At 38.7% G+C, this 18,965-nt stretch carries 17 protein-coding genes; 8 read left to right on the top strand and 9 right to left on the bottom strand.

Annotation, left to right across the window (positions count from 1 at the left end):
- The 4 genes from EHQ62_RS10335 to EHQ62_RS10320 all read left to right on the top strand — a co-directional run bounded on the left by EHQ62_RS10335 (position 1) and on the right by EHQ62_RS10320 (position 3,615).
- Positions 1-510, top strand: coding sequence for an acyl-CoA carboxylase biotin carboxyl carrier protein subunit (locus tag EHQ62_RS10335; protein ID WP_135642545.1), 510 nt, complete (start codon positions 1-3; stop codon positions 508-510).
- Between the two features lie 72 nt (positions 511-582).
- Positions 583-2,070, top strand: coding sequence for an Omp85 family outer membrane protein (gene omp85 / locus EHQ62_RS10330; RefSeq protein WP_135642544.1), 1,488 nt, complete (start codon positions 583-585; stop codon positions 2,068-2,070).
- 16 nt (positions 2,071-2,086) lie between these two features.
- The gene (gene lsa25 / locus EHQ62_RS10325) at positions 2,087-2,770 is read left to right on the top strand and encodes a surface adhesin Lsa25 (protein WP_135642542.1); all 684 of its coding nucleotides are present in this window, start codon (positions 2,087-2,089) and stop codon (positions 2,768-2,770) included.
- A 125-nt stretch (positions 2,771-2,895) separates the two neighbouring features.
- Entirely contained in the window at positions 2,896-3,615 is a 720-nt protein-coding gene (locus tag EHQ62_RS10320; RefSeq protein ID WP_135642540.1) for a hypothetical protein, read from the top strand.
- Here the strand turns inward: EHQ62_RS10320 and yihA are convergent.
- From yihA to EHQ62_RS10300, 4 genes are read right to left on the bottom strand one after another with little or no spacing between them, the layout of a single operon-like run.
- Positions 3,585-4,226 carry a ribosome biogenesis GTP-binding protein YihA/YsxC gene (gene yihA / locus EHQ62_RS10315; RefSeq protein ID WP_135642538.1) on the bottom strand — a complete coding sequence of 214 codons (642 nt, stop codon included), beginning with the start codon at positions 4,224-4,226 and terminating at the stop codon, positions 3,585-3,587. The two genes, EHQ62_RS10320 and yihA, sit on opposite strands and share 31 nt — an antisense overlap.
- Before the next feature lie 5 nt (positions 4,227-4,231).
- A complete protein-coding gene (locus tag EHQ62_RS10310) occupies positions 4,232-5,233 on the bottom strand; it encodes a tRNA lysidine(34) synthetase (protein WP_135642536.1) in 1,002 nt (333 codons plus the stop codon).
- Positions 5,209-5,532, bottom strand: coding sequence for a tRNA lysidine(34) synthetase (locus EHQ62_RS18790; protein ID WP_135642534.1), 324 nt, complete (start codon positions 5,530-5,532; stop codon positions 5,209-5,211). Before EHQ62_RS18790 ends, EHQ62_RS10310 begins: the two co-directional genes overlap by 25 nt.
- Positions 5,529-7,457, bottom strand: coding sequence for a SpoIIE family protein phosphatase (locus EHQ62_RS10300; RefSeq protein ID WP_135642532.1), 1,929 nt, complete (start codon positions 7,455-7,457; stop codon positions 5,529-5,531). The genes EHQ62_RS18790 and EHQ62_RS10300 overlap by 4 nt, the downstream gene beginning before the upstream one ends.
- A 301-nt stretch (positions 7,458-7,758) precedes the next feature.
- Between EHQ62_RS10300 and EHQ62_RS10295 the strand changes: the two genes are divergently transcribed.
- The gene (locus EHQ62_RS10295; RefSeq protein WP_167482879.1) at positions 7,759-9,822 is read left to right on the top strand and encodes a sigma-54-dependent Fis family transcriptional regulator; all 2,064 of its coding nucleotides are present in this window, start codon (positions 7,759-7,761) and stop codon (positions 9,820-9,822) included.
- Positions 9,823-9,870: 48 nt separating this feature from the next.
- Here the strand turns inward: EHQ62_RS10295 and thiD are convergent, their stop codons facing one another.
- A complete protein-coding gene (gene thiD / locus EHQ62_RS10290) occupies positions 9,871-10,671 on the bottom strand; it encodes a bifunctional hydroxymethylpyrimidine kinase/phosphomethylpyrimidine kinase (RefSeq protein ID WP_135643710.1) in 801 nt (266 codons plus the stop codon).
- Between the two features lies 1 nt (position 10,672).
- The gene (locus EHQ62_RS10285) at positions 10,673-11,011 is read right to left on the bottom strand and encodes an MGMT family protein (protein WP_135642528.1); all 339 of its coding nucleotides are present in this window, start codon (positions 11,009-11,011) and stop codon (positions 10,673-10,675) included.
- Between the two features lie 65 nt (positions 11,012-11,076).
- On the opposite strand from EHQ62_RS10285, the gene EHQ62_RS10280 reads away from it, so the two are divergent.
- From EHQ62_RS10280 to EHQ62_RS10270, 3 genes are read left to right on the top strand one after another with little or no spacing between them, the layout of a single operon-like run.
- Positions 11,077-11,955 carry a ferritin-like domain-containing protein gene (locus tag EHQ62_RS10280; protein ID WP_135642526.1) on the top strand — a complete coding sequence of 293 codons (879 nt, stop codon included), beginning with the start codon at positions 11,077-11,079 and terminating at the stop codon, positions 11,953-11,955.
- A 20-nt stretch (positions 11,956-11,975) separates the two neighbouring features.
- Positions 11,976-12,377: a hypothetical protein gene (locus EHQ62_RS10275; RefSeq protein WP_135642525.1), complete on the top strand. Its 402-nt coding sequence runs from the start codon at positions 11,976-11,978 to the stop codon at positions 12,375-12,377.
- Between the two features lie 32 nt (positions 12,378-12,409).
- Positions 12,410-13,693 (top strand): porin, encoded by a 1,284-nt coding sequence (locus tag EHQ62_RS10270; RefSeq protein WP_244241735.1) that lies wholly within the window; start codon positions 12,410-12,412, stop codon positions 13,691-13,693.
- A gap of 214 nt (positions 13,694-13,907) precedes the next feature.
- On the opposite strand, the gene EHQ62_RS10265 is transcribed toward EHQ62_RS10270, so the two are convergent.
- Genes EHQ62_RS10265 through EHQ62_RS10255 form a run of 3 tightly spaced genes read right to left on the bottom strand, consistent with a single transcriptional unit; the run spans position 13,908 to position 18,964 of the window.
- Positions 13,908-17,213: an efflux RND transporter permease subunit gene (locus EHQ62_RS10265; RefSeq protein WP_135642523.1), complete on the bottom strand. Its 3,306-nt coding sequence runs from the start codon at positions 17,211-17,213 to the stop codon at positions 13,908-13,910.
- The gene (locus tag EHQ62_RS10260; protein WP_135642521.1) at positions 17,206-17,955 is read right to left on the bottom strand and encodes a hypothetical protein; all 750 of its coding nucleotides are present in this window, start codon (positions 17,953-17,955) and stop codon (positions 17,206-17,208) included. Before EHQ62_RS10260 ends, EHQ62_RS10265 begins: the two co-directional genes overlap by 8 nt.
- Before the next feature lies 1 nt (position 17,956).
- Positions 17,957-18,964, bottom strand: coding sequence for an efflux RND transporter periplasmic adaptor subunit (locus EHQ62_RS10255; RefSeq protein ID WP_135642519.1), 1,008 nt, complete (start codon positions 18,962-18,964; stop codon positions 17,957-17,959).
- Between the last annotated feature and the right edge of the window lies 1 nt (position 18,965).

Raw genomic sequence — 18,965 nt, 5'->3', positions numbered from 1 at the left:
ATGGATTACAGATTCGAATCAAAACAAACCCCTGTCTCAGTTCATCTAAGTGGTGATCGCATCAAGGTTCGCCTGGGAAGTGAAACCTTCCAATTCCGAACAGATGTTATGGTGGATGGATTCAAACCAAACGAACAAAATTTAACAACCGTTCAAATGAAAGACGGTTCCCTTTTGAAATTTATGAAAGTGAGAAACGAAGTATTTTTCCATTGGAATGGGGAAACATGGAGTGTAAAACTTGCAGAACGCTCGTATGAACTTGCAGGACAAACCTCACCCGAAATCAAAAGCCCCATGCCCGGGAAGGTAGTGCAAATTGCAACGGCAGTTGGAAGCGAACACAGTGTAGGGGAAACGTTGTTAATTTTGGAAGCGATGAAAATGGAAAATGCGATCAAAGCTCCTTATCCATGCCGAGTGGAAGAGATCCGGAAACAATCGGGAGATTTGGTCCAACAAGATGAGGTCCTCCTCATTTTACACAGAATCGAAGCGAAAATAACATAAATTTCCGAATCTATTTGACATATATTTCAAATTTCCCAACATGAGTCAGTTTCTTTGGCGAATAGGTAGAGAATGTACAATTCCATTTTAAGAAGTTTACTGCTTCTGTTATTTTTTTCACTGGTATCGGGTTTGTCTGCTCAGGAAAGACAACCACGAACCGACCTTCCGTTCGAAATCTCTGAGAAAAGGAGATTAAGCGAACGTGATATTAAAATTAAAAAAGAGGGTGGTTACTTCACTGGGCTTCCTCTCATTAACTCCGATCCAAACGTAGGGATAGGCTTTGGGGCAAGGGTTTTGTATTTCTATAATGGAAATCGAACCTCTCCCATGTTTGAATACACTCCGTACCGAGTCCGGGTATTTGCGCAGTATTTTAATACCACAAAACGAGCGCCTTACCACCAGCTGAGTTTGGATGCACCTTATATCTTTGACACCAAATGGCGGTTACGCGCTGATTTAGTGTATGAAAGGAACCCAAATTCCTTGTACTTTGGTTTCGGGGAAGGAACACTCCAACCACTTTCCTATTTGGAAAGGAATGATCCCAATGGTAGAATCCGAAGGAACGCACCATTTGCCGATTATGAAGATAACTTGAGTTTCAGAAGGCCAGGGGATGCGGGAGTCGGCGAAGCACCAATCGTTAGCGATAACAAATACAACCGTTATGACATTGAAAACCCTAACTTTAGTACTTCAGGGGAATACTCTTTCTTCGGAGGAACCCTCCGTGCGGTAACAGGGATTCGTTTATCAAAACAAATCATTCGTACATTTGATGGCAAATACAACAACGCCTACTTAGGGCCAGCAGATGGAGTCCTAGGGTTTTTGGATAAAGATCGGACGTTTGGAACTCCACAAGGGGAAACAAAATTAACCCGAGATGACAAAGACGGAAAGATTCGTGGGATTAATGGTGGTTATACGAACACGGTTCGTGCCGGTATTGTTTTTGACACTCGTGATTTTGAGCCAGACCCTAACCGCGGTTTGTTTTTAGAATACACTCACGAACGTTCAACAAAAGCCATCGGTTCGACTTCCGAGTTCAATAAAAACCTAGTCTCCGGTCGTATTTTTATGAGTCCAGTCACATGGTTTACGAATAAACCACCTGAAATTTTAGAGAAATTTGTTCTCGCGGCTCGTGGGACCATGGTCCAAACAAATGGGGATGCTCCTTTTTACGAATACCGAAATATGTGGGGAACGGAAGTGAACCAGTCAGGTCTCGGTGGTAGGACAACCATTCGGGGTTACAAACAAGATCGATTTGTGGGCCAAACCATGGCGTACGCTAACTTTGAAGTTCGTTGGAAGTTTGCCGAAGCTGAATTTTGGGGGCAACATTTTGATTTCCAATTGGTTCCCTTTTATGACGTAGGACGAGTTTGGGATCGCACACAAGATGCAAACCTAAAAAACTACAAACACTCTAGGGGTATTGGATTACGGATTCCTTGGAACCAAGCAACTGTTATCTACTTTGATTATGCAGAATCAAAAGAAGATAGGCAATTATTTGTTAACTTTAACCATATTTTCTAAAGGGAGCCATAAGATTATGAAAATACTTCATTCCTGTTTTGCTCTTTTGGCCTTATCTTTTTTCATCAATTGTGAAATGAAACCTGTAGAGGATGTCTACGGTTTAAGTCCAGAAGAAACCAACCAACTGATTGCAGGCCTCATTGCAAACCAAAGTTTACGTGACAATGGCAATGGAACCATATCAGACCCAGTTGCTAATTTAGTTTGGCAAAAATGTACCCATGGACAAGTTTACCGTGCAGGATTTAACGATTGTTTGGGGGCCCCACAAGGTTCCCTATTTAATCCAAACGATGTAAATCGCGCAGGTGCCATCCAAGTTGCATTCTGTGATTCTCAAACACATGCATGTAACTCCATCTCTTACCCACAAGTGATCCAAGGGACTTCTTCGATCTCCATCGCTGGGTCAAGTGAGTTGTTTGCTGCTTGCCAAAATAGCAATTACCTAGGTGCGACATGGCGTGTTCCAACACCGCTTGAATACCAAAGGTTGGTGATTCCTGGTCGTGCGGCCACCTTACAGTATTTCCCTTCCACCCAAGAAGAGGACTACTGGACAGCTTGGTCCAACCAAGATGATCTTCCGGGGGAAACTGCTTTTGCGATTTCCTTTGACCGCCAATCCTACGGGGTCGAGCGCTCTGTTGTCAAAACACAAAGGAATTATGTCCGCTGTGTGAGACAAGGTCCATAGGCCTTAACCTAGTTTTTTCGCACTCTCCCGAACAAAACGGGAGAGTTTTTCCTTTTCAAAATTCCAATTTCGTACTAATCTTTTCTTAAGACAAACCGAAGTACCCATTAGGTGGTGAGGTTTCCATGAGAATTGACGAGTCCACATTCAGTCGCATGAATGTCGATCTGCAAAAGGATCGAAGGGTGAACTATGTCGGTCATGGAAGATTGGAAAGTGCCCCTGAATCTTTATCCGCCTTACATGTGATCTCACATGAACTTGGCCATGCACAAGAATTCAAAAACGAAGCCTACCTCAAAGGACGAGAAGTCCAATCAGTCCATGTAAAAATTAACTACGAGTTACGAGATGGTCGTATGGTGGCAGTGAGTGGGGAAACGGAAGCTGTTACCAAACCAAAATCCAAATCGGCAGAGGACCCAAGTTTACGGCCATATTCTGATGGTAAGTCCATTCAAGACTTGTTCCAACAGAAAGAAGAAGATCAAAAAGGAACAAAGAATCCTTCCTTAGAAAAATCAGACAGGAACAATCCAAAAGAAATCCAGAAACGAAGTTACGAAAAAAACTTAGAAACCAAAATCAAAGAATTAGAAACTCGATTAGAATCGGAAAAAAGTAAAAAGACTTCCGATACCGAATCAACAGAACGCCAAAAAGAATTAGAGTCTGAGAAAAAACGATTAGAAGAAGAAGTGCGATTACTTCGTATTAAAGAACAATTAAAAGAAACCTTTGCCTTACTCACTGACTTTCGTAAAATGATGTCTTCTAATTTATTTGGTATGATCAACTACCAAGTGGATTCACGTTATGGTTCTTCGTTAGATACTTTTGTTTGAACTCCAAGTGTTTCCAAAATAAATTCTTTTAATTCTCCCACACCTCGGCCGGTTGTTGCTGATAGATAAAAGACTCGGAAGGGAACTCCAATTTCATTCATAGCTCCTTCCATTTCGGACCTCACCTTATGCAATTCACTTTGATTGAGTTTGTCAATTTTTGTACGAATCACAACAGGTTTGATTTTTTTTTCCATTGCCACTTCGATGGTAGACAATTCTTCTTCTGGAAAATCTCTTTGGGAATCACATAAGATAAATAGAATTTTGAGTTGTTTCCAAGAGTTGAGGAATCCTTCTAAAAGTTTCATCATTTCTTTATGTTCTTTATGAGAAGCTTTTGAATAACCAAATCCTGGTAAGTCGATTAGATTAAAACCAACTTTCGTTTTAAAGATATTGATGAGTTTTGTTTTGCCTGGAGTTCTTGAAACTTTTGCAAGTCCTCTATGGTTGGATAATGCATTGAGCAAACTCGATTTTCCAGAGTTGGACCTTCCCATAAATGCAATCGAAGGAACGGAATCCAATTCTTCTTTTTCTTCTAACTTTGCGATAGAAGTGAAGAATTTGGTTTCAGGAAAGGGGATTTCTTTAGAATATTTATGCATCTAGATCATCTTTCCAAATAGATTCGTTTCGGATAATTCTTTTCGTTTTTGAAAAAGAGGGAAAATAAAATTTGAATGGGTTCGTTTTCAAAATAAAGGATAGGAATGAATGTTCTTAGAAAAAAGGGAATTCCGTTTTCCCTCATACATTCGGAAATTTCCTTATTCCCCGAACGGATTTGGATTTTTTGCCCATGGTGCCAAGACCCAAGGTGGTACTTTTCATCTGGGTCACTCAGTTTAAATCGGTTTTGGTTCCATTCAATGACCAAGTGGTTTCCATCGCGGTAGGAAATTGCTTTTTTGAAAGCAGGGGATTTTTTATCAATGATAAAGAGATCACCAAACTTTGATTTGTATAAATAACAGTTTTTATTTTCTAAAAATGCCCTCTCTCCTTCAGATTGTAAATGGAAATTTTCAAACCCTGATTTATAAAGTGGATACATTCCTAAGAGTTTGAGGTGAAAATCGATCAGATCTTTTTTTGCTGGTAAACCCAAACTCACCCATGTTTCGTGTGGAATCCGGAAAAGATGAGGAGGATGCCTTGTTGTGTTTTTGTTATGTCCATCAAATTGTAAATTGAGTTGGGACTTATCATGGAAATTCCAATAGGTTTTGAAAAAGTTCCACTTTTCCTTTTCTAAAATGGGAAGTAATTCGAGGCGGATTCGATTTCGTTTGTAAATGGGATCGGCATTGGATTCATCTTCAAAGATACGCATTTCAGTTTCTACAAACTGATACAATTCTCTGAGTTCCGAATCTTCCAAAAATACCAAAGGTAAAAATCGTTCCCCATCAAATGGAGGGAGTGTATAAAAAGATTTTTTTCCACCTCCCCTTGTTAGGTGTAAGAAAATTGATTCTGTATAATCTTTACAATGGTGCCCAGTAAGGATGATGGATTGATATTTTTGGCTAATTTTTTTTAATTGGTGGTAACGAACGAGTCTACCTGTCTCTTCAAGACCTCGTTTTAATTTGAGAGAAAGTTTTGGGATTTTTTTTTTACAAAATGAAGTGGGAAACCAAAGTTTTTGATATAGGTTTCCATATCCGATTCTTCTTTTGTGATTTCTCGGATTCCATGAGAAAGATAAAAAAGACTAGGGGATTCAATATTGTATTTCTGTTTTAGATAAAACAAAAACAAAACGAGGATACTCGAGTCTTTCCCACCTGAATAAGACAATAAAAACTTGGTTTTATTGTCTCTCCAAAGGAGTGGCAGTTGGTTACCCATTCGATGGAGCATGGATTCAAAATGTTTGGAAATCGAATTGGGGATTTCTGGAATCATACCTTTCTCACTGCCACCATTGTGATATCATCGTGTTGTTCCTTTTCTTTGACAAATTCTTTTAAATCCGAATAAATTTTCTCCAAAATCTTTTTAGGTTCTAATTGGATGTTTGTAAGAAAACTTTTTTCTAAATTCACCTCTCCAAATTGCGTTTCTTTTGCGTTTAAAGCCTCTGTAACCCCGTCTGTAAAAAGTAAAATGGTATCTCCCGCACCAAATCGTAATTTGGATTCATTTTTAAAATGAGAGATATCGGGGCTTATTCCTAAAATCACACCACCAGTTTCGATCGAACGTAAGACTTTGGAACTTTCCTGGTAATGATAAAAACTTCCATGGCCTGCCCCCGATACTTCTACTTCCCCTGAAATGAGATTCCAGCGGATAAGGATCATACTCATAAAACGAGGTGTAATGGCCTCTTTGTAACTACTGTATAAGTAATTATTGATATCATTTAGTATTTCCCAAGGAGAATCTTTGACCCGAACCAGTGAATGCAGAATGGTACGAACTGTTGCCATGACAAGCCCAGCAGCCACTCCCTTTCCACTTACATCTCCAATGCAAACAAATAATTCATTTCTGTTAGGTGATAAGATGAAGTCATAATAGTCACCTCCAATTCCACGTGCAGGTACCATAAGTCCACCAAAGGAAAACCCTTCTGCTTCCGGTGTATTTCGTGGTAATAAATTACTTTGGATTTCTTTAGCAATTTCGATTTCTTTTTCCAATCGTTCTTTGATGGAAAGGTTTTGGTACAAACTGGAGTTTTCCATAGTAATTCTTGCAAGGGAAACAAATGCATTTAATGCTTCTATTTCTTCATGTGGAAATCGAGATTCTTGTTTAGATAAAATAAATATGCATGTCGTTTGGTTTTCGAGTTGGACTGGAACGATGATGGATTCTTTGCCAGTGATCCCAATATTTCTTAAAACAGGATTTTCGAAAGGGTTAACGGTTATAATTTCCCTTCCCGCAGCCAAGGAAATGATTTCATCAGTATCTATCGAGTCTGTTTGTGTTTTGAGTTCATAATTATCGATATCACGGTAAACTTTAAAAACTTTTGCTTTAGATGTATTTGGTGGAATTTCGACTAAACACGAAATTGATAAATCAACGATTCCTGATAATGTCAAAAGGATCATTCTTATCATCTCGTTGTGGTTATTGAGATAAAGTTGGCTTAAGGTAAGGGCTGCAGTGTGTAAACTTTTGAAATGTTTTGATTGATTTTTTGATTTAAAAAATAATAAAGAATTTCGTAAAGAGACGGCAAATTGACCCACAACAATTTTTAAAATCTCTTCGTCTTCGATATAATCTAATGTGTTTTCATCATCGTAATCAATTGTAATCATTCCTACGGCAATGTCTGCATATAAAATTGGTAAGACTAACTGTGATTTGGTGCCAGTCAATTTAGAATAAAAAGAATAAAATGGATGTGATTGGTCACTAAATTTGTAAAAACAAGGCTCTCGTTTTGCCATGGCTTCAATTAATATCCCATAACTCAAATCGTAATCGATTGTAATACGTTTAATGGCCCTTTCTAAATGTTTTTGTTTGGAATAATAATTGGCTAACTTGATCTCACCTAATTCGAGATTTATGATGAAAATAGCAATTTTATCTCGTTTGAGTCGATCTGAAATGAGTTCGCTGAATCGAAACATCAAGTCTTCGAGTCCAAGGCTTGAATTGAATAAAGATAGGTTTTCTAAGAGGAATTCGGTTTTTTCGACTGAGTTGAGAACGTTTTTCCCAACTCGGGGGATTTTGCGTTTTTCTAGGATCCATTCTCTTTGGCATGTTTGGCAAAAAAAGCGGCCTTGTTTTGTCATCCCACTGGGAACTCGAGGTTCAGCGCAAAGCAAACAGATTCGTTCAAATTCCGATTCCTCGTTCATCCCATGCCAGGGTATCCGATTTCTTTTTTGGTATGCTACAAGAATTTCGCTCCCTACCAAGAAACCTGGTACGATTCATGCTTAATCTATAAGCAAATGTTGTTTTTTCTGCTGAAACTGAAAGGAAGGCAAGTGAAATGATGAAAAATTCATTTATTTGTTTGCTTGTGGTACATTGTGATCAAAAAATAAGCAAATTGGTTCTGTGTTCCTTTCCAGCAATCCGTAACGACCAAGAGCAAAACCTATGAGCACGAAGAAATTCAATCCCATCCAATCCATCCATGACGTGGCGACCGCTATGAATTCCACCCAGGACCCTGACGGTCTCCTGGAGCTGATTTTGGATCGTTGCATCCAAATTTGTGGGGTCGAATCTGGCTCCCTTATGCTCATCGATGAAAAACAAAGTGTACTAGACGCGGTCACTTCCAGGGGGATGAACCAACAGTTGCTCCGAGAAACCAAACTCAAAATTGGACAGGGGATTACGGGTATGGCCGCTTCTACTGGGAAAGCAAAGTTGGTGAATGATGTTTCAAAAGATCCTGACTATATCCAAGTAAAAGAAGAAATCAAATCAGAGTTAGTTGCTCCTATGATCGTGGAGGATGATATCATCGGCGTGATTTCTCTTGATTCAAATCGTTTGAATGCATTCACTCCAGAGATGTTGGAAATTGTGAGTGTTCTTGCCAACCAAGCAGGTCAAATTTTTAAAAACTTACAAACCATTCGATCTCTAGAACAACGAACAAAAATCCAAGCCACTTTGATTGAAATTTCTAAAGTGGTCAGTTCCACCTTAGACCAAAATGAAGTATTTGATTCGATTATGGTAACGATGGAAAAATCACTTCGTTTGGAAAAAGGAAGTATTGTATTATTTAATAAAGAAGAAGCTTTGTTACGAATCGTCGCTGCTTCTGGACTTTCACCGGAAGAAATCGAAAAAGGAACTTACCAGCCAGGTGAGGGAATCACCGGAAAAGTGTTTGAATCTGGTGAACCCATTATCATTGAATCCGTTGCAACCCATCCAGACTTTTTAAATCGAGTTGGGTATTTGTCTCATTTTAAACACGATCCACATAACGTGAGTTTACTTTGTGCTCCCATTTTAAGCGAACAAACAACATTAGGTGTTGTGAATGCATTCATTGTTCAAAACAAACATACTGATTTAAAATCATTTTTAGATTTTTTACAGGTTGTTGCTTCCATCATATCTCAATCCATAAAAATCCAAAACCTTGTGGAAGAGGCTAAAAAAGAAATTTCTCGAGAGAATATCCAACTAAAGAGAGAACTTAAAAATAAATATAAATTTGGTTCTTTGATTGGAAAAGCAGCAAGTATGGAAAAGATGTTTGAAAAAATTCAGTTGGTAGCTGATTCAAGAGCATCAGTTCTCATTACCGGAGAATCGGGAACAGGAAAAGAAATGATTGCGAATGCAATCCATTACAATAGTTCTCGATCTGAAAATCCATTCATCAAAATCAACTGTGCCGCAATCCCTGAAAACCTTTTGGAAAGTGAATTATTTGGTCACAAAAAAGGTTCTTTTACTGGTGCTGTGACAGATAAAAAAGGAAAGTTCGAACTCGCAGATACGGGAACCATATTCTTAGATGAAATCGGGGAAATGGATTTGAATTTACAATCTAAATTACTTCGAGTGTTGCAAGAGAGAGAGATTGAAGCAATTGGTTCCACCAAAGCAAAAAAAGTGGATGTAAGGATTATCGCTGCTACAAACGCCGAATTAGAGCAGTTAGTTGCTGAAAAGAAATTTAGAGCAGATTTGTTTTATCGATTGAATGTTGTAAAAATCAACACACCACCGCTTCGTGATCGAGTAGAAGATATCCCACTCTTAATGAATCACTTTTTGGAAAAATATACTAAAGATAATAACAAATCCATCAAAGGGATTTCACGTGAGGCATCTAAATTATTGCTTAAGTATCGTTGGCCAGGAAACGTACGGGAATTGGAAAACGTAATCGAACGAGCAGTTGTCTTGGCCCAAGACGAAATCTTAAACGAAGAAGATTTTTCGGATATTTTGTCCAATATGGAAGAAATCCCAGAAAATGCTGTAGAAGTTTCGCATCCAAATCATGTGGAAACAGTGAATGGTGCAGAACCATTGGATTTAGGTTCTGGACGTCTGACTTCGGGCCAGCTTGATGGATTGGATGGGCGCGCGATGGAAATCGTTGTGAGTGAAGTTGAGTCTCGTCTCATCCAATATGCTATGAAAAAGTTTCGTTATACCAAAACAAGAGTGGCGAAGTTTTTGGGAATCAATCGAAACACATTAGATAAAAAAATCAAAGAATTGAATATTGAATATTAAACACTTTCAGAGATACTTCCAAATTTTCTACGATTCGTTAATCATTGTTTAGTGAGTTGGGTCTGGAAAATGATTCAAATGGTGGGTTGGGCCTGTAATGATATCATCTTCCAGACTTAAATGGAGGTATTCTTTTGCAGATCCTACTGCCTCGGATAAACTTTTTCCATGAGCCAAAAAGGAAGTGATGGCTGCTGAATACGTACAACCTGTACCATGAGTGTGTTTTTCCTTTAGGTAAGGTTTTGAAAATTCATAAATCGATTTTCCATCAAAGAGAACATCTGTTGCCACACTGGCATTAGGAAGGTGTCCACCCTTTAACAAAACAGGTACATTGTATTTTTGGAATAATTTTTTTGCCATCGGAACCAATTGGTCATATTGGTTGATTGTTTCGCCAAGTAGAAGGGACGCCTCATCTAAGTTAGGTGTAATGAGTTTTGCCAATGGAATCAGATCTTCGGTCAGTGATTGAATGGCATCATCACGCAAAAGTTTTGCACCACTGGTAGCAACCATCACTGGATCAAGAACCAATTGGATTTCAGGGTTATCATAAAAGAAAGAACTCACTGCTTTGATAATGTCTTTGGAATACAACATTCCTGTTTTGGCTGCTTTGATCGGAAAAAAATTGGAAACCGTTTGGAGTTGGTTGGATACAAAGTCAGGAGAAATTTCATAGATTCCAGTGACTCCGTCAGGATTTTGTGCAGTGAGGCAGGTAAACGCCGTGGTTCCAAAGGTAGCAAGGGAGGAAAAGGTTTTGAGATCCGCTTGGACACCTGCACCCCCACCAGAATCAGAACCAGCAATTGTCAGTGTGATAGGGTATTCTTTTTTCATTTTATGGAAACCATCCGTACTTGCCAAAATCCAATTGATTATCCCCTAAATCAAAGAAAACACCTTCCGATTCTAAGATTTTTTTTTGTAAATTGGCTCTTAAAACATCTCCTTTAAATGAAATCCTTCCTTGTCGATTGATGACCCTTTGCCAAGGGATTTCGGTTTCCCTATTTTTTTTTAATGAGTTGAGAGCATACCCAACTGCTCTCGCTGCCCTTGGATTTCCAAGTAATAAAGCAATATGACCATAGGTAGTGACTTTGCCTTTCGGAATTTTTTTTACCACTTGGTAAACAGATTCATAAAAATTCGGACTTTTCGAATTGGAAGTGTTCATTGAATTTGGAAATATCAACGGATGATTTTACATTTTTGTAAACCCATTTTCCTAATATAGAAACAATGAAACTCAGCGAATACGCAAAACATTTGTTACTTGCTAGCAACTTGGAAGATAAGTTGTTACCTCCCTCAAAACATTGGGATGAAGAAGTAGAATTCAATAGTATTCGTATTGAAAAACCAAATAGAGACCCAAAACTACAGTTTTCCGATAGAAAAATAAAAATACCCAGGCTTGAACATTTGAATTTAGAATCAAATCGAGGGTTAACTCTGCACCATTTTGCCAATCATGAATTGATGGCGATTGAACTATTCGCTTGGGCCATCTTAGCATTTCCAGATGCACCCAAATCCATTCGGAATGGCTGGATCAAAACCATTGGAGAAGAACAAATACATTTAAAAATGTACATCAATCGTATGAATGATTTTGGAATCCAATTTGGTGATCTCCCATTAAATTATATTTTTTGGAAACAACTAAAACAATTTAATAGTTTGGAGTCCTTCTCTGCAGTGATGTCTTTATCATTTGAAGGTGCTAATTTGGATTATTCACAGGTGTATGCAAAAGTATTTTCGTATTTTGGAGACCAACTAACATCTGATATCATGTTATATATCTTTGAAGATGAAGTGAAACATGTAAAACGAGGTGTTCGTGCATTTGAAAAATCAATCCCTGGAGATAAAAATTCTTGGGAACACTATTTATCCTTAATACAATTTCCTTTCACTCCACGAAGGGCCAAGGGATATTTATATTTTCCGGAAACTCGAAGTTTAGCGGGATTGGATGCTAAGTTTACCAAAGAATTGGAAACCTATGAAGATGAATACACCGGACGAGTAAATTTGGAATCGGTCAAAAAATTTGGACTTGGTTCTGGACTTATGCGCAAAAACAGACTTGATTCTCAATCCAATTCAGATTAGGATTTCTCGAGAAGGTGACTATGAAAGTAAAGATACTTTTGAGCTTAGGATTGGTCTTTGTATCTTTCGGATTTGTACTAAATGCCGAAAAAAAAGCAAAGTCTGTGAAAGAAATGAATCTCCATGATTTTATGGAAGAGTACACAAAGCCAGCGACCAAGTTGTATGACAAAAAGGATAACGCTGATTACCTCAATAAAATCCTCGAGAAAGTGCCTGACATGGCCCCCGAAGACCAAAAAGCAGAATGGAAAGAAATCATCGATGCGAAACTAGCCGTAGGCAAACCAGATGAAACTTGTAAGTCTTGTCATACAAAGTTCAAAAAAGAGTACAAAAAGAACTATCGTAAAAAATTAATCCAAGTTCCTGAAGAATTGTTAGGATTTCCAAAAGAGATCAAAGAATTACTCAAAAAATAAATTTCATTTCCGCTCCTATGGAGCGGATTTTCATGATAACTCGAATCAAACCTGTATTGATTTTTTCCATCTTTTTCCTATTCCTTTTCTTTTTTATCAATGAAACTATAGATGCGATTGAAAATGAGGATTCACTTCCCAAACAAGTAGGAAAAGAAGAGGCTCAGTTTCAATCACAAAACCCACCTAACGAAAACAAAGAAAATAAATCGAATGGAAATACCATCGTAATGCCAAATAGTTTAAAATTTGGTGCCTTTGTAGATACATATTATTCGCATAATGCAAATCATCCAAATGCAAAAGAACGTGCGTATACAACGCAAGCGGTTCGTAATGATGAGTTTAATCTCAACTTAGGTTTTGTAGATGCGAAATGGCAGGAAGAAAAAATTCGAGGTAGATTTGCTTTACAATTTGGAACATCAGTTAATACTAATTATGCATCAGAGAGCAATAAAGACATTAGCTCAAATCAAAACTCGGTAAAGCATATCCAAGAAGCATACGTCGGATTTAAAATTACGAAAAATACATGGTTAGATGCAGGGATCTATTTTGGGCATATAGGCCACGAGTCTTGGATTTCTTCGGATAATTGGAATTATACGAGAGCACTAGCACTTGATTACGTACCATATTATTCTTCAGGTGTGAGAACTACAACGAAATTCACAGATAAATTCCAATTTCAATTCCACGTGATGAATGGATGGCAAAATATAACCGACCAAAACAAAGACAAATCCCTTGGAACCCAATTTAAATACCAATTCACTCCAAATTTTGCCATCACTGCCAATCAATTTGTTGGGAATGAAGCTCCAGATTTTGAACGCAAACAAACTCGTTTTTATAATAATACAATCCTAGAGTGGAAGGCATTCGATTGGTTGGCCTTTGCCTTGTCGGGTGATGTAGGTGCACAAAAAACAAAAGAATCTTTGTCTTATGAACCATGGTGGAAAGAGGTAAATTCCGTTTTGCCCATTTACATCAGTCGTGAATCAAAAGTTTACCACCAATGGTATCATGGAACATTTTGGACAAGTTTTCGTTATGAAGATTCCTATCGATTGAGTTTACGATTCGAACGGTTTTATGATCCAAAACAAGTTTTGGCACAAACTTATACCAGGAATGGATTTTTAACAAACGGATACACGGTCACCTTTGATTTTTTACAGTGGCAACCAGGATTGTTGCGATTGGAAGCGATCCAAAGAGAATCCATGGACCCAGTTTTCGAAACAGACCAAAACAAAAGGACTCGAGTTGAACGACTGTTTGTTGTGGCCGCATCCATGCGAATTTGAAATTAGTCCGGAAATGGAATCGAATCGAACCGATCCCATCCCATCCATCCCATCCATTCCATTCCATTAAAAACCAATCCTATCATCTCAAAAATGAATCTCAAGTAATGGAGACTTGTCCTTCTTAAAAAAAGGACAAAATGAATGTGTAAAAAAGAACCTGTTTATGATTTAGAAATGATTTCTCATTTCTAAATCACCAGAAGGATGATACTTATGTTTTTTTCCTTTTTTTAGAGGGTTTTTTCTTCTTTTGGCTAAGCGTTTCTTCTTCCTCTTCTTCTAGAGGTTCATCGCTCAGCTCATTCACAAAGTCAATGAACGGAATGTGTTTTTTATGGCTCATTTCTTCTAATTCCTTTGCGTTTGGTTTTCTTTCGCCAACAACAACGAGATACAAGGAAGGTAGTATCGTTAGAACGAGGCACATCGCAGAAAAAAGGCCACCTACAATTACGGTAGCAAGAGGTCTTTGCACATCAGAACCCACTCCTGTTCCTAAAGTAGCAGGGATAAGACCGAGTAATGCAAGTAACATGGTCATCAGCATGGGACGTAATTGGATCACTGCTGCTTTTTTGACTGCGGCTTTTGTAGAAATATCTGGTTCTTCTATAAGGAGGTGGTTGGTTCTGGATACGAAGAGGACACCTGCCATGGTCGCAATTCCAAATAGAGAGATGAAACCAACTCCTCCAGAAACATTAAAGTAATACCCACGAAGGAGTAGTGCGTATATTCCACCGAGTAATGAAAGTGGAATGCAAGCAAGGGCTACATACACATACTTTAAGTTACGGTATAAAAGGTACAATACTCCAAAGATAATGAGTACTGTGATTGGGATGACAATCGCTAATTTTTTACCGACACGGGATAAGTTTTCGTATTGCCCACCAAAACGAATTTCATACCCATCAGGTAGTTTGATTTTTTTCTTCACTCGCTTTTGGAGTTCTGCCACGAATCCACCTTGGTCACGGCCACGGATATTGGTACGAACAGTCACAACCCTTCTTCCTTCTTGACGAAAGATCATTGTGGGTCCATCGATGACCTCTATGTCCGCTAACTGAGATAAGGGGATCCTTTCTCCTTTTGGAGAGATAATTGGCATATTTTCAATCGCTTGTTTGGAAGCTCTGTAATCCTTCGAAAACCGAACCACAATTCCAAAACGTGCAGGAGTTTTGGGAGGGATATCCGACGGTCCTTCATACAAAGTGCTGATCCTTTGCATACCAATTGCTGCTTCAATCATCTGTTGGATATCAATCACATTGATGCCAAAACGTGCTGCGGCTTCCCTGTTGATATTAATCGTAAGTTGCGGACTTTCTGCTTCTTGTTCAATCCCGTACTCACTTGCACCTTTCATCTCTTTGATTTCTTTGAGAACTTCGTTTCCGATCCCTCGCATGATTTTTAAATCATTACCAGAAACAAAGACGGCAAGGTCAGCAATTGTTCCCATGATCGCTTCTGATAAGTTGTCCATAATCGGTTGAGAGAAACTGATCCTTGCACCTGGTAGTGTCGCTTCCAAATCATTTTTCATGCGAAGTAAAAGTTCTTGTTTTGTAATCTTTTCTTTCCATTTACTATAATCTTTTAGTCCAATTAGAACCTCTAATCGGTTAGGTGGAAGTGGGTCAGTCCCATCATCGTTCCTTCCTAGTTGTGAAATGACAACACTGACTTGTTCATTTTTATATATCGTCTGTCGAATTTTTGGCATAAACTTTCTTGCTTCGGGTAAGGAAATCCCAACTGGAAAAAAAATACGGATGTTAAATCCACCTTCGTCCATTTCAGGTAAAAATTCTGTTCCCAATGAAAACATTCCGATAGCAAGAAAAATGGTTACGACACTAAACGTATATTGCACTGCTTTTTTGGATCTGTCGACGATAAACTCAATCAGTCGTTTGTAACGTATTTCGACCCAATCATAAAATGGATTGTGCCATTCAATTGGACCAGGGTTCTTTGATTCAAAGTAATGTTTATAAATGATCGACATGATCACAGGGATCACTGCCATCGCAAAAATTAAAGCACCTAATATGGCAAAGGAGATCGTAAATGCCATTGGTTTGAATAATCGTCCTTCTATCCTTTCAAAGGAAAAGATAGGAAGGTATGCTAAGATGATGATTAAAATGGAAAATAGAATTTCTGTTCCCACTTCGGATGCGGCATCTCTCGTAAAGGCAAGGATACCATGAGATTTTTCTTCTGGCGTTGCATCGCGGTAACGCCTCATGATATTTTCCACCATGATGACGGCCCCATCTACAATGATTCCAAAGTCGATTGCACCAAGGGAAAGTAAACTGGCGGGGATACCTGTCATGTTCATCAGTAAAAACGCAAACAACATGGCAAAGGGAATGGTTGCCACAACGACAAGTGATGCTCTTACACTTCCGATAAAGAATATCAAAACCAAACTAACAACAACAACACCTTCCACCAAAGTTTTACCAATGGTTCGTAATGTATAATTGACTAAGTCTGTTCGGTCATAAGTGTTTCGAAGTTGGACACCTTTGGGAAGGTAGTTCTCGTTGATTTCTTTTACTTTTTCGCGAATCCTTTCTCCCATTTCATTTGAGTCACCCCAACGTCGCATGGCCACCAAACCTTGCACAGACGAATCGACTTCGATAAGTCCTTCTTCGTCGTTTTGAATGGTATATCCTAAAACACCACTAGGGATCGGATGTGATATCTCAACAGAACCTAAATCACGAATGAAAACGGGAACTCCATTCACGGTTTTCACAACAATATTTTCTATGTGTTTGGGATCGCGAATGGCACCAAGCGAACGAATTGGAAATCCTTGTTCCCCTTGTAGGAGTAAGTTTCCACCTGTATTTAAATTGTTTTCTTGGATGGCTCTGATCACATCGCCAATGGTTAATTTGTATCGAATGAGTTTATCTGGAGATGTAACAACATGGTATTGTTTCGGAAGACCACCAAACGTAACTACATCGGCAATGCCTGGGATTTGTAACATCTTAGGCATCACAATCCAATCTTGGATGGTTCGTAATTCCATTGGTGTATGGTTTTCAGTTGATTCCAATACATATCGGTAAATTTCACCGACAGGTGAACTCATTGGGCCTAAAGCTGGATGGACATCTTCTGGCAAATCGGCATCCGCCACTCTTTCCATAAGGCGCATCCGAGCAAAATAATCGTCAGTTCCGTCTTCAAATACGAATTGGAAAACCACTAATCCATTGATAGTTCTAGACCTTCGGACAGCGACTTTTGGAATTGCATTTAATACGCGTTCAATGGGAAGAGTAACCCTTTCTTCTACTTCTACGGCAGCTTTGCCTGGAAATTTCGCAATGAGTCGTACTTGAGTGTCTGAGATGTCAGAATATGCTTCTTTTCGTATGTCGATCCAAGCCCAAATACCAAATAAAACTGCAACGATGGCTGCAATGATCGTGGTGACACGATTTTTTAATGCTGTTTCTATTAAATCTTTAATCATGATATTCCCTCGTATTGAAGAGGTAACCCATCTGTAATAATAATTGTGGGTTTCGGTAGTCACCTTGTCCAATTCCCCCACCTAACTGGAGGAAGAAATTACCAAGTAAAAAGTCGTAAGTGAGTCCAATGTACCTTTGGGTGAGATGTACCTTTTGCCTTTCACGGCTTTCATACTCAAGATAGGTTGCCACATTGGAATCAATCGAATTGATATAAGACCGAATCAGGAGGTCTTCTTGTGTTGGATCCCTTCTGTTATAACCAGGTATATTCACACCTGTAGGATAAGAGGATTGTCCTCCACGACCAACCTCGGGAGCAAAAGGGTTTACTTCAAAATATCCACCAACAATTGAAATGCTATGAGAGATAACAGGTGTTTTCCAAAAGGTATAACCCAAATCAATTTGGCCACCTTTCCATTGTGGTCCCCAAACACCACCTGATCCTCGTAATACGATATCTTTCCAATAATAACCTAAATTGAAATTGATACTGGCAGGTGAACCAATGGAAGCACCGTAAACCCAAAAATTAGTTGTTTTCGGTAATCGTTTTTCATCCAGGCTTTTTGGGTTAAGAGTTTCATCTGCACCGAATGCCGAATCCTTTGGATTCGATGGTGTCCAATCTGGTTTGATTTCGTTTCCATTTTTATCCTTTGGATACGGAGAGGTTTGTGAAATCAAATTGGTTCCAATGAAGAAAAGAAATATGATTAAGAAGAATTGATATTTCATTTTAAAACCCAAAACTTAAACCTTTGAGAAGAATGGAACCTTGGATTGCGACTTTTTCTCCTGGAGCCAAACCTTCAATGATATTCACTCGTTCTTTGGTTGATATCCCAAGGACAACTTCTCGTCTTTTGAATGTAAGTGGTTTTTCTTCAACGAATACATAGTTTTTCCCTTCGACTGTTACGATTGCTGTGTATGGCAATACAACACTATCTCCACCAGTTTGTTCAGGAAATTTTACGACACCAAACATCCCTGGTTTCAAACGGTATTTTTCGTTAACAACGATAATACGCATTTTAGCTGTTCTTGTGAGAGGGTCTACGTTATCTCCGATGGCTTCTGCGGTTCCGACAAATTCTTCATCTGGGAATGATGCAAAAACAACTTTGACTTTTTTACCTTTTTTTAATGTTGAAATTTGTGATTCAGGAACATCTGTGATGATCCATGCTTTTAAACTTCCAGCAGTACTCAGCTCACTTGGATTTAATCCTTGGGCGCGGAGTTTCCCTTCAAATTCAGCAAGTTCTGCTGCATCATTGCCTGCATCTGTTTCCGATTCCACCAAGTCTTTTTCTGTTGCGACACGATGGACAAACATGTCTTTGATACGACTTAAGTTTTTATTGGAACGATGGAGTTTGTTTTTGGCGTGGACATAACCAACATAAAGATCGTTTAACTCTGCCGATTCGAAGAGTATGATCCTTGCTCCATTACTCACAGAAGGAGAAGTGGAGGCAATCAGTCGTGCAGGAGCTTCCAAACTCACAAATTCACCACCACCACCTATCACAGTTGATTTTACGATTTCAAGGCCAGGGCTATTCGGTTTGAATACAATCCGTAGTCCGTCATCAAATACTTCTGCTTTTTCAGGATGTTTGTGAGCTGGTTTCGCAGATTTGGAAAAGACCATAAATAAAATCGCGATAACGATTAGAACAACTCCGGAAATCAGGAGGATTTTTGCTTTTTGATTTAATGATTTTAATGTGATTAACATT

The sequence above is a fragment of the Leptospira jelokensis genome (assembly GCF_004769635.1).
GTDB lineage: Bacteria > Spirochaetota > Leptospiria > Leptospirales > Leptospiraceae > Leptospira_A > Leptospira_A jelokensis.
This window is presented reverse-complemented; position numbering and strand designations above follow the sequence as displayed.

Excerpts from the sequence above, each read along its gene's own strand:
- omp85 (WP_135642544.1), top strand. The coding sequence starts at position 583 with ATGTACAATTCCATTTTAAGAAGTTTACTGCTTCTGTTATTTTTTTCA.
- yihA (WP_135642538.1), bottom strand. The coding sequence starts at position 4,226 with ATGCATAAATATTCTAAAGAAATCCCCTTTCCTGAAACCAAATTCTTC.
- EHQ62_RS10265 (WP_135642523.1), bottom strand. The coding sequence starts at position 17,213 with ATGATTAAAGATTTAATAGAAACAGCATTAAAAAATCGTGTCACCACG.
- lsa25 (WP_135642542.1), top strand. The coding sequence starts at position 2,087 with ATGAAAATACTTCATTCCTGTTTTGCTCTTTTGGCCTTATCTTTTTTC.
- thiD (WP_135643710.1), bottom strand. The coding sequence starts at position 10,671 with ATGAAAAAAGAATACCCTATCACACTGACAATTGCTGGTTCTGATTCT.
- EHQ62_RS10295 (WP_167482879.1), top strand. The coding sequence starts at position 7,759 with ATGAATTCCACCCAGGACCCTGACGGTCTCCTGGAGCTGATTTTGGAT.
- EHQ62_RS10320 (WP_135642540.1), top strand. The coding sequence starts at position 2,896 with ATGAGAATTGACGAGTCCACATTCAGTCGCATGAATGTCGATCTGCAA.
- EHQ62_RS10255 (WP_135642519.1), bottom strand. The coding sequence starts at position 18,964 with ATGTTAATCACATTAAAATCATTAAATCAAAAAGCAAAAATCCTCCTG.
- EHQ62_RS10270 (WP_244241735.1), top strand. The coding sequence starts at position 12,410 with ATGATAACTCGAATCAAACCTGTATTGATTTTTTCCATCTTTTTCCTA.
- EHQ62_RS10300 (WP_135642532.1), bottom strand. The coding sequence starts at position 7,457 with ATGAACGAGGAATCGGAATTTGAACGAATCTGTTTGCTTTGCGCTGAA.
- EHQ62_RS10280 (WP_135642526.1), top strand. The coding sequence starts at position 11,077 with ATGAAACTCAGCGAATACGCAAAACATTTGTTACTTGCTAGCAACTTG.
- EHQ62_RS10335 (WP_135642545.1), top strand. The coding sequence starts at position 1 with ATGGATTACAGATTCGAATCAAAACAAACCCCTGTCTCAGTTCATCTA.
- EHQ62_RS18790 (WP_135642534.1), bottom strand. The coding sequence starts at position 5,532 with ATGATTCCAGAAATCCCCAATTCGATTTCCAAACATTTTGAATCCATG.
- EHQ62_RS10275 (WP_135642525.1), top strand. The coding sequence starts at position 11,976 with ATGAAAGTAAAGATACTTTTGAGCTTAGGATTGGTCTTTGTATCTTTC.
- EHQ62_RS10285 (WP_135642528.1), bottom strand. The coding sequence starts at position 11,011 with ATGAACACTTCCAATTCGAAAAGTCCGAATTTTTATGAATCTGTTTAC.
- EHQ62_RS10260 (WP_135642521.1), bottom strand. The coding sequence starts at position 17,955 with ATGAAATATCAATTCTTCTTAATCATATTTCTTTTCTTCATTGGAACC.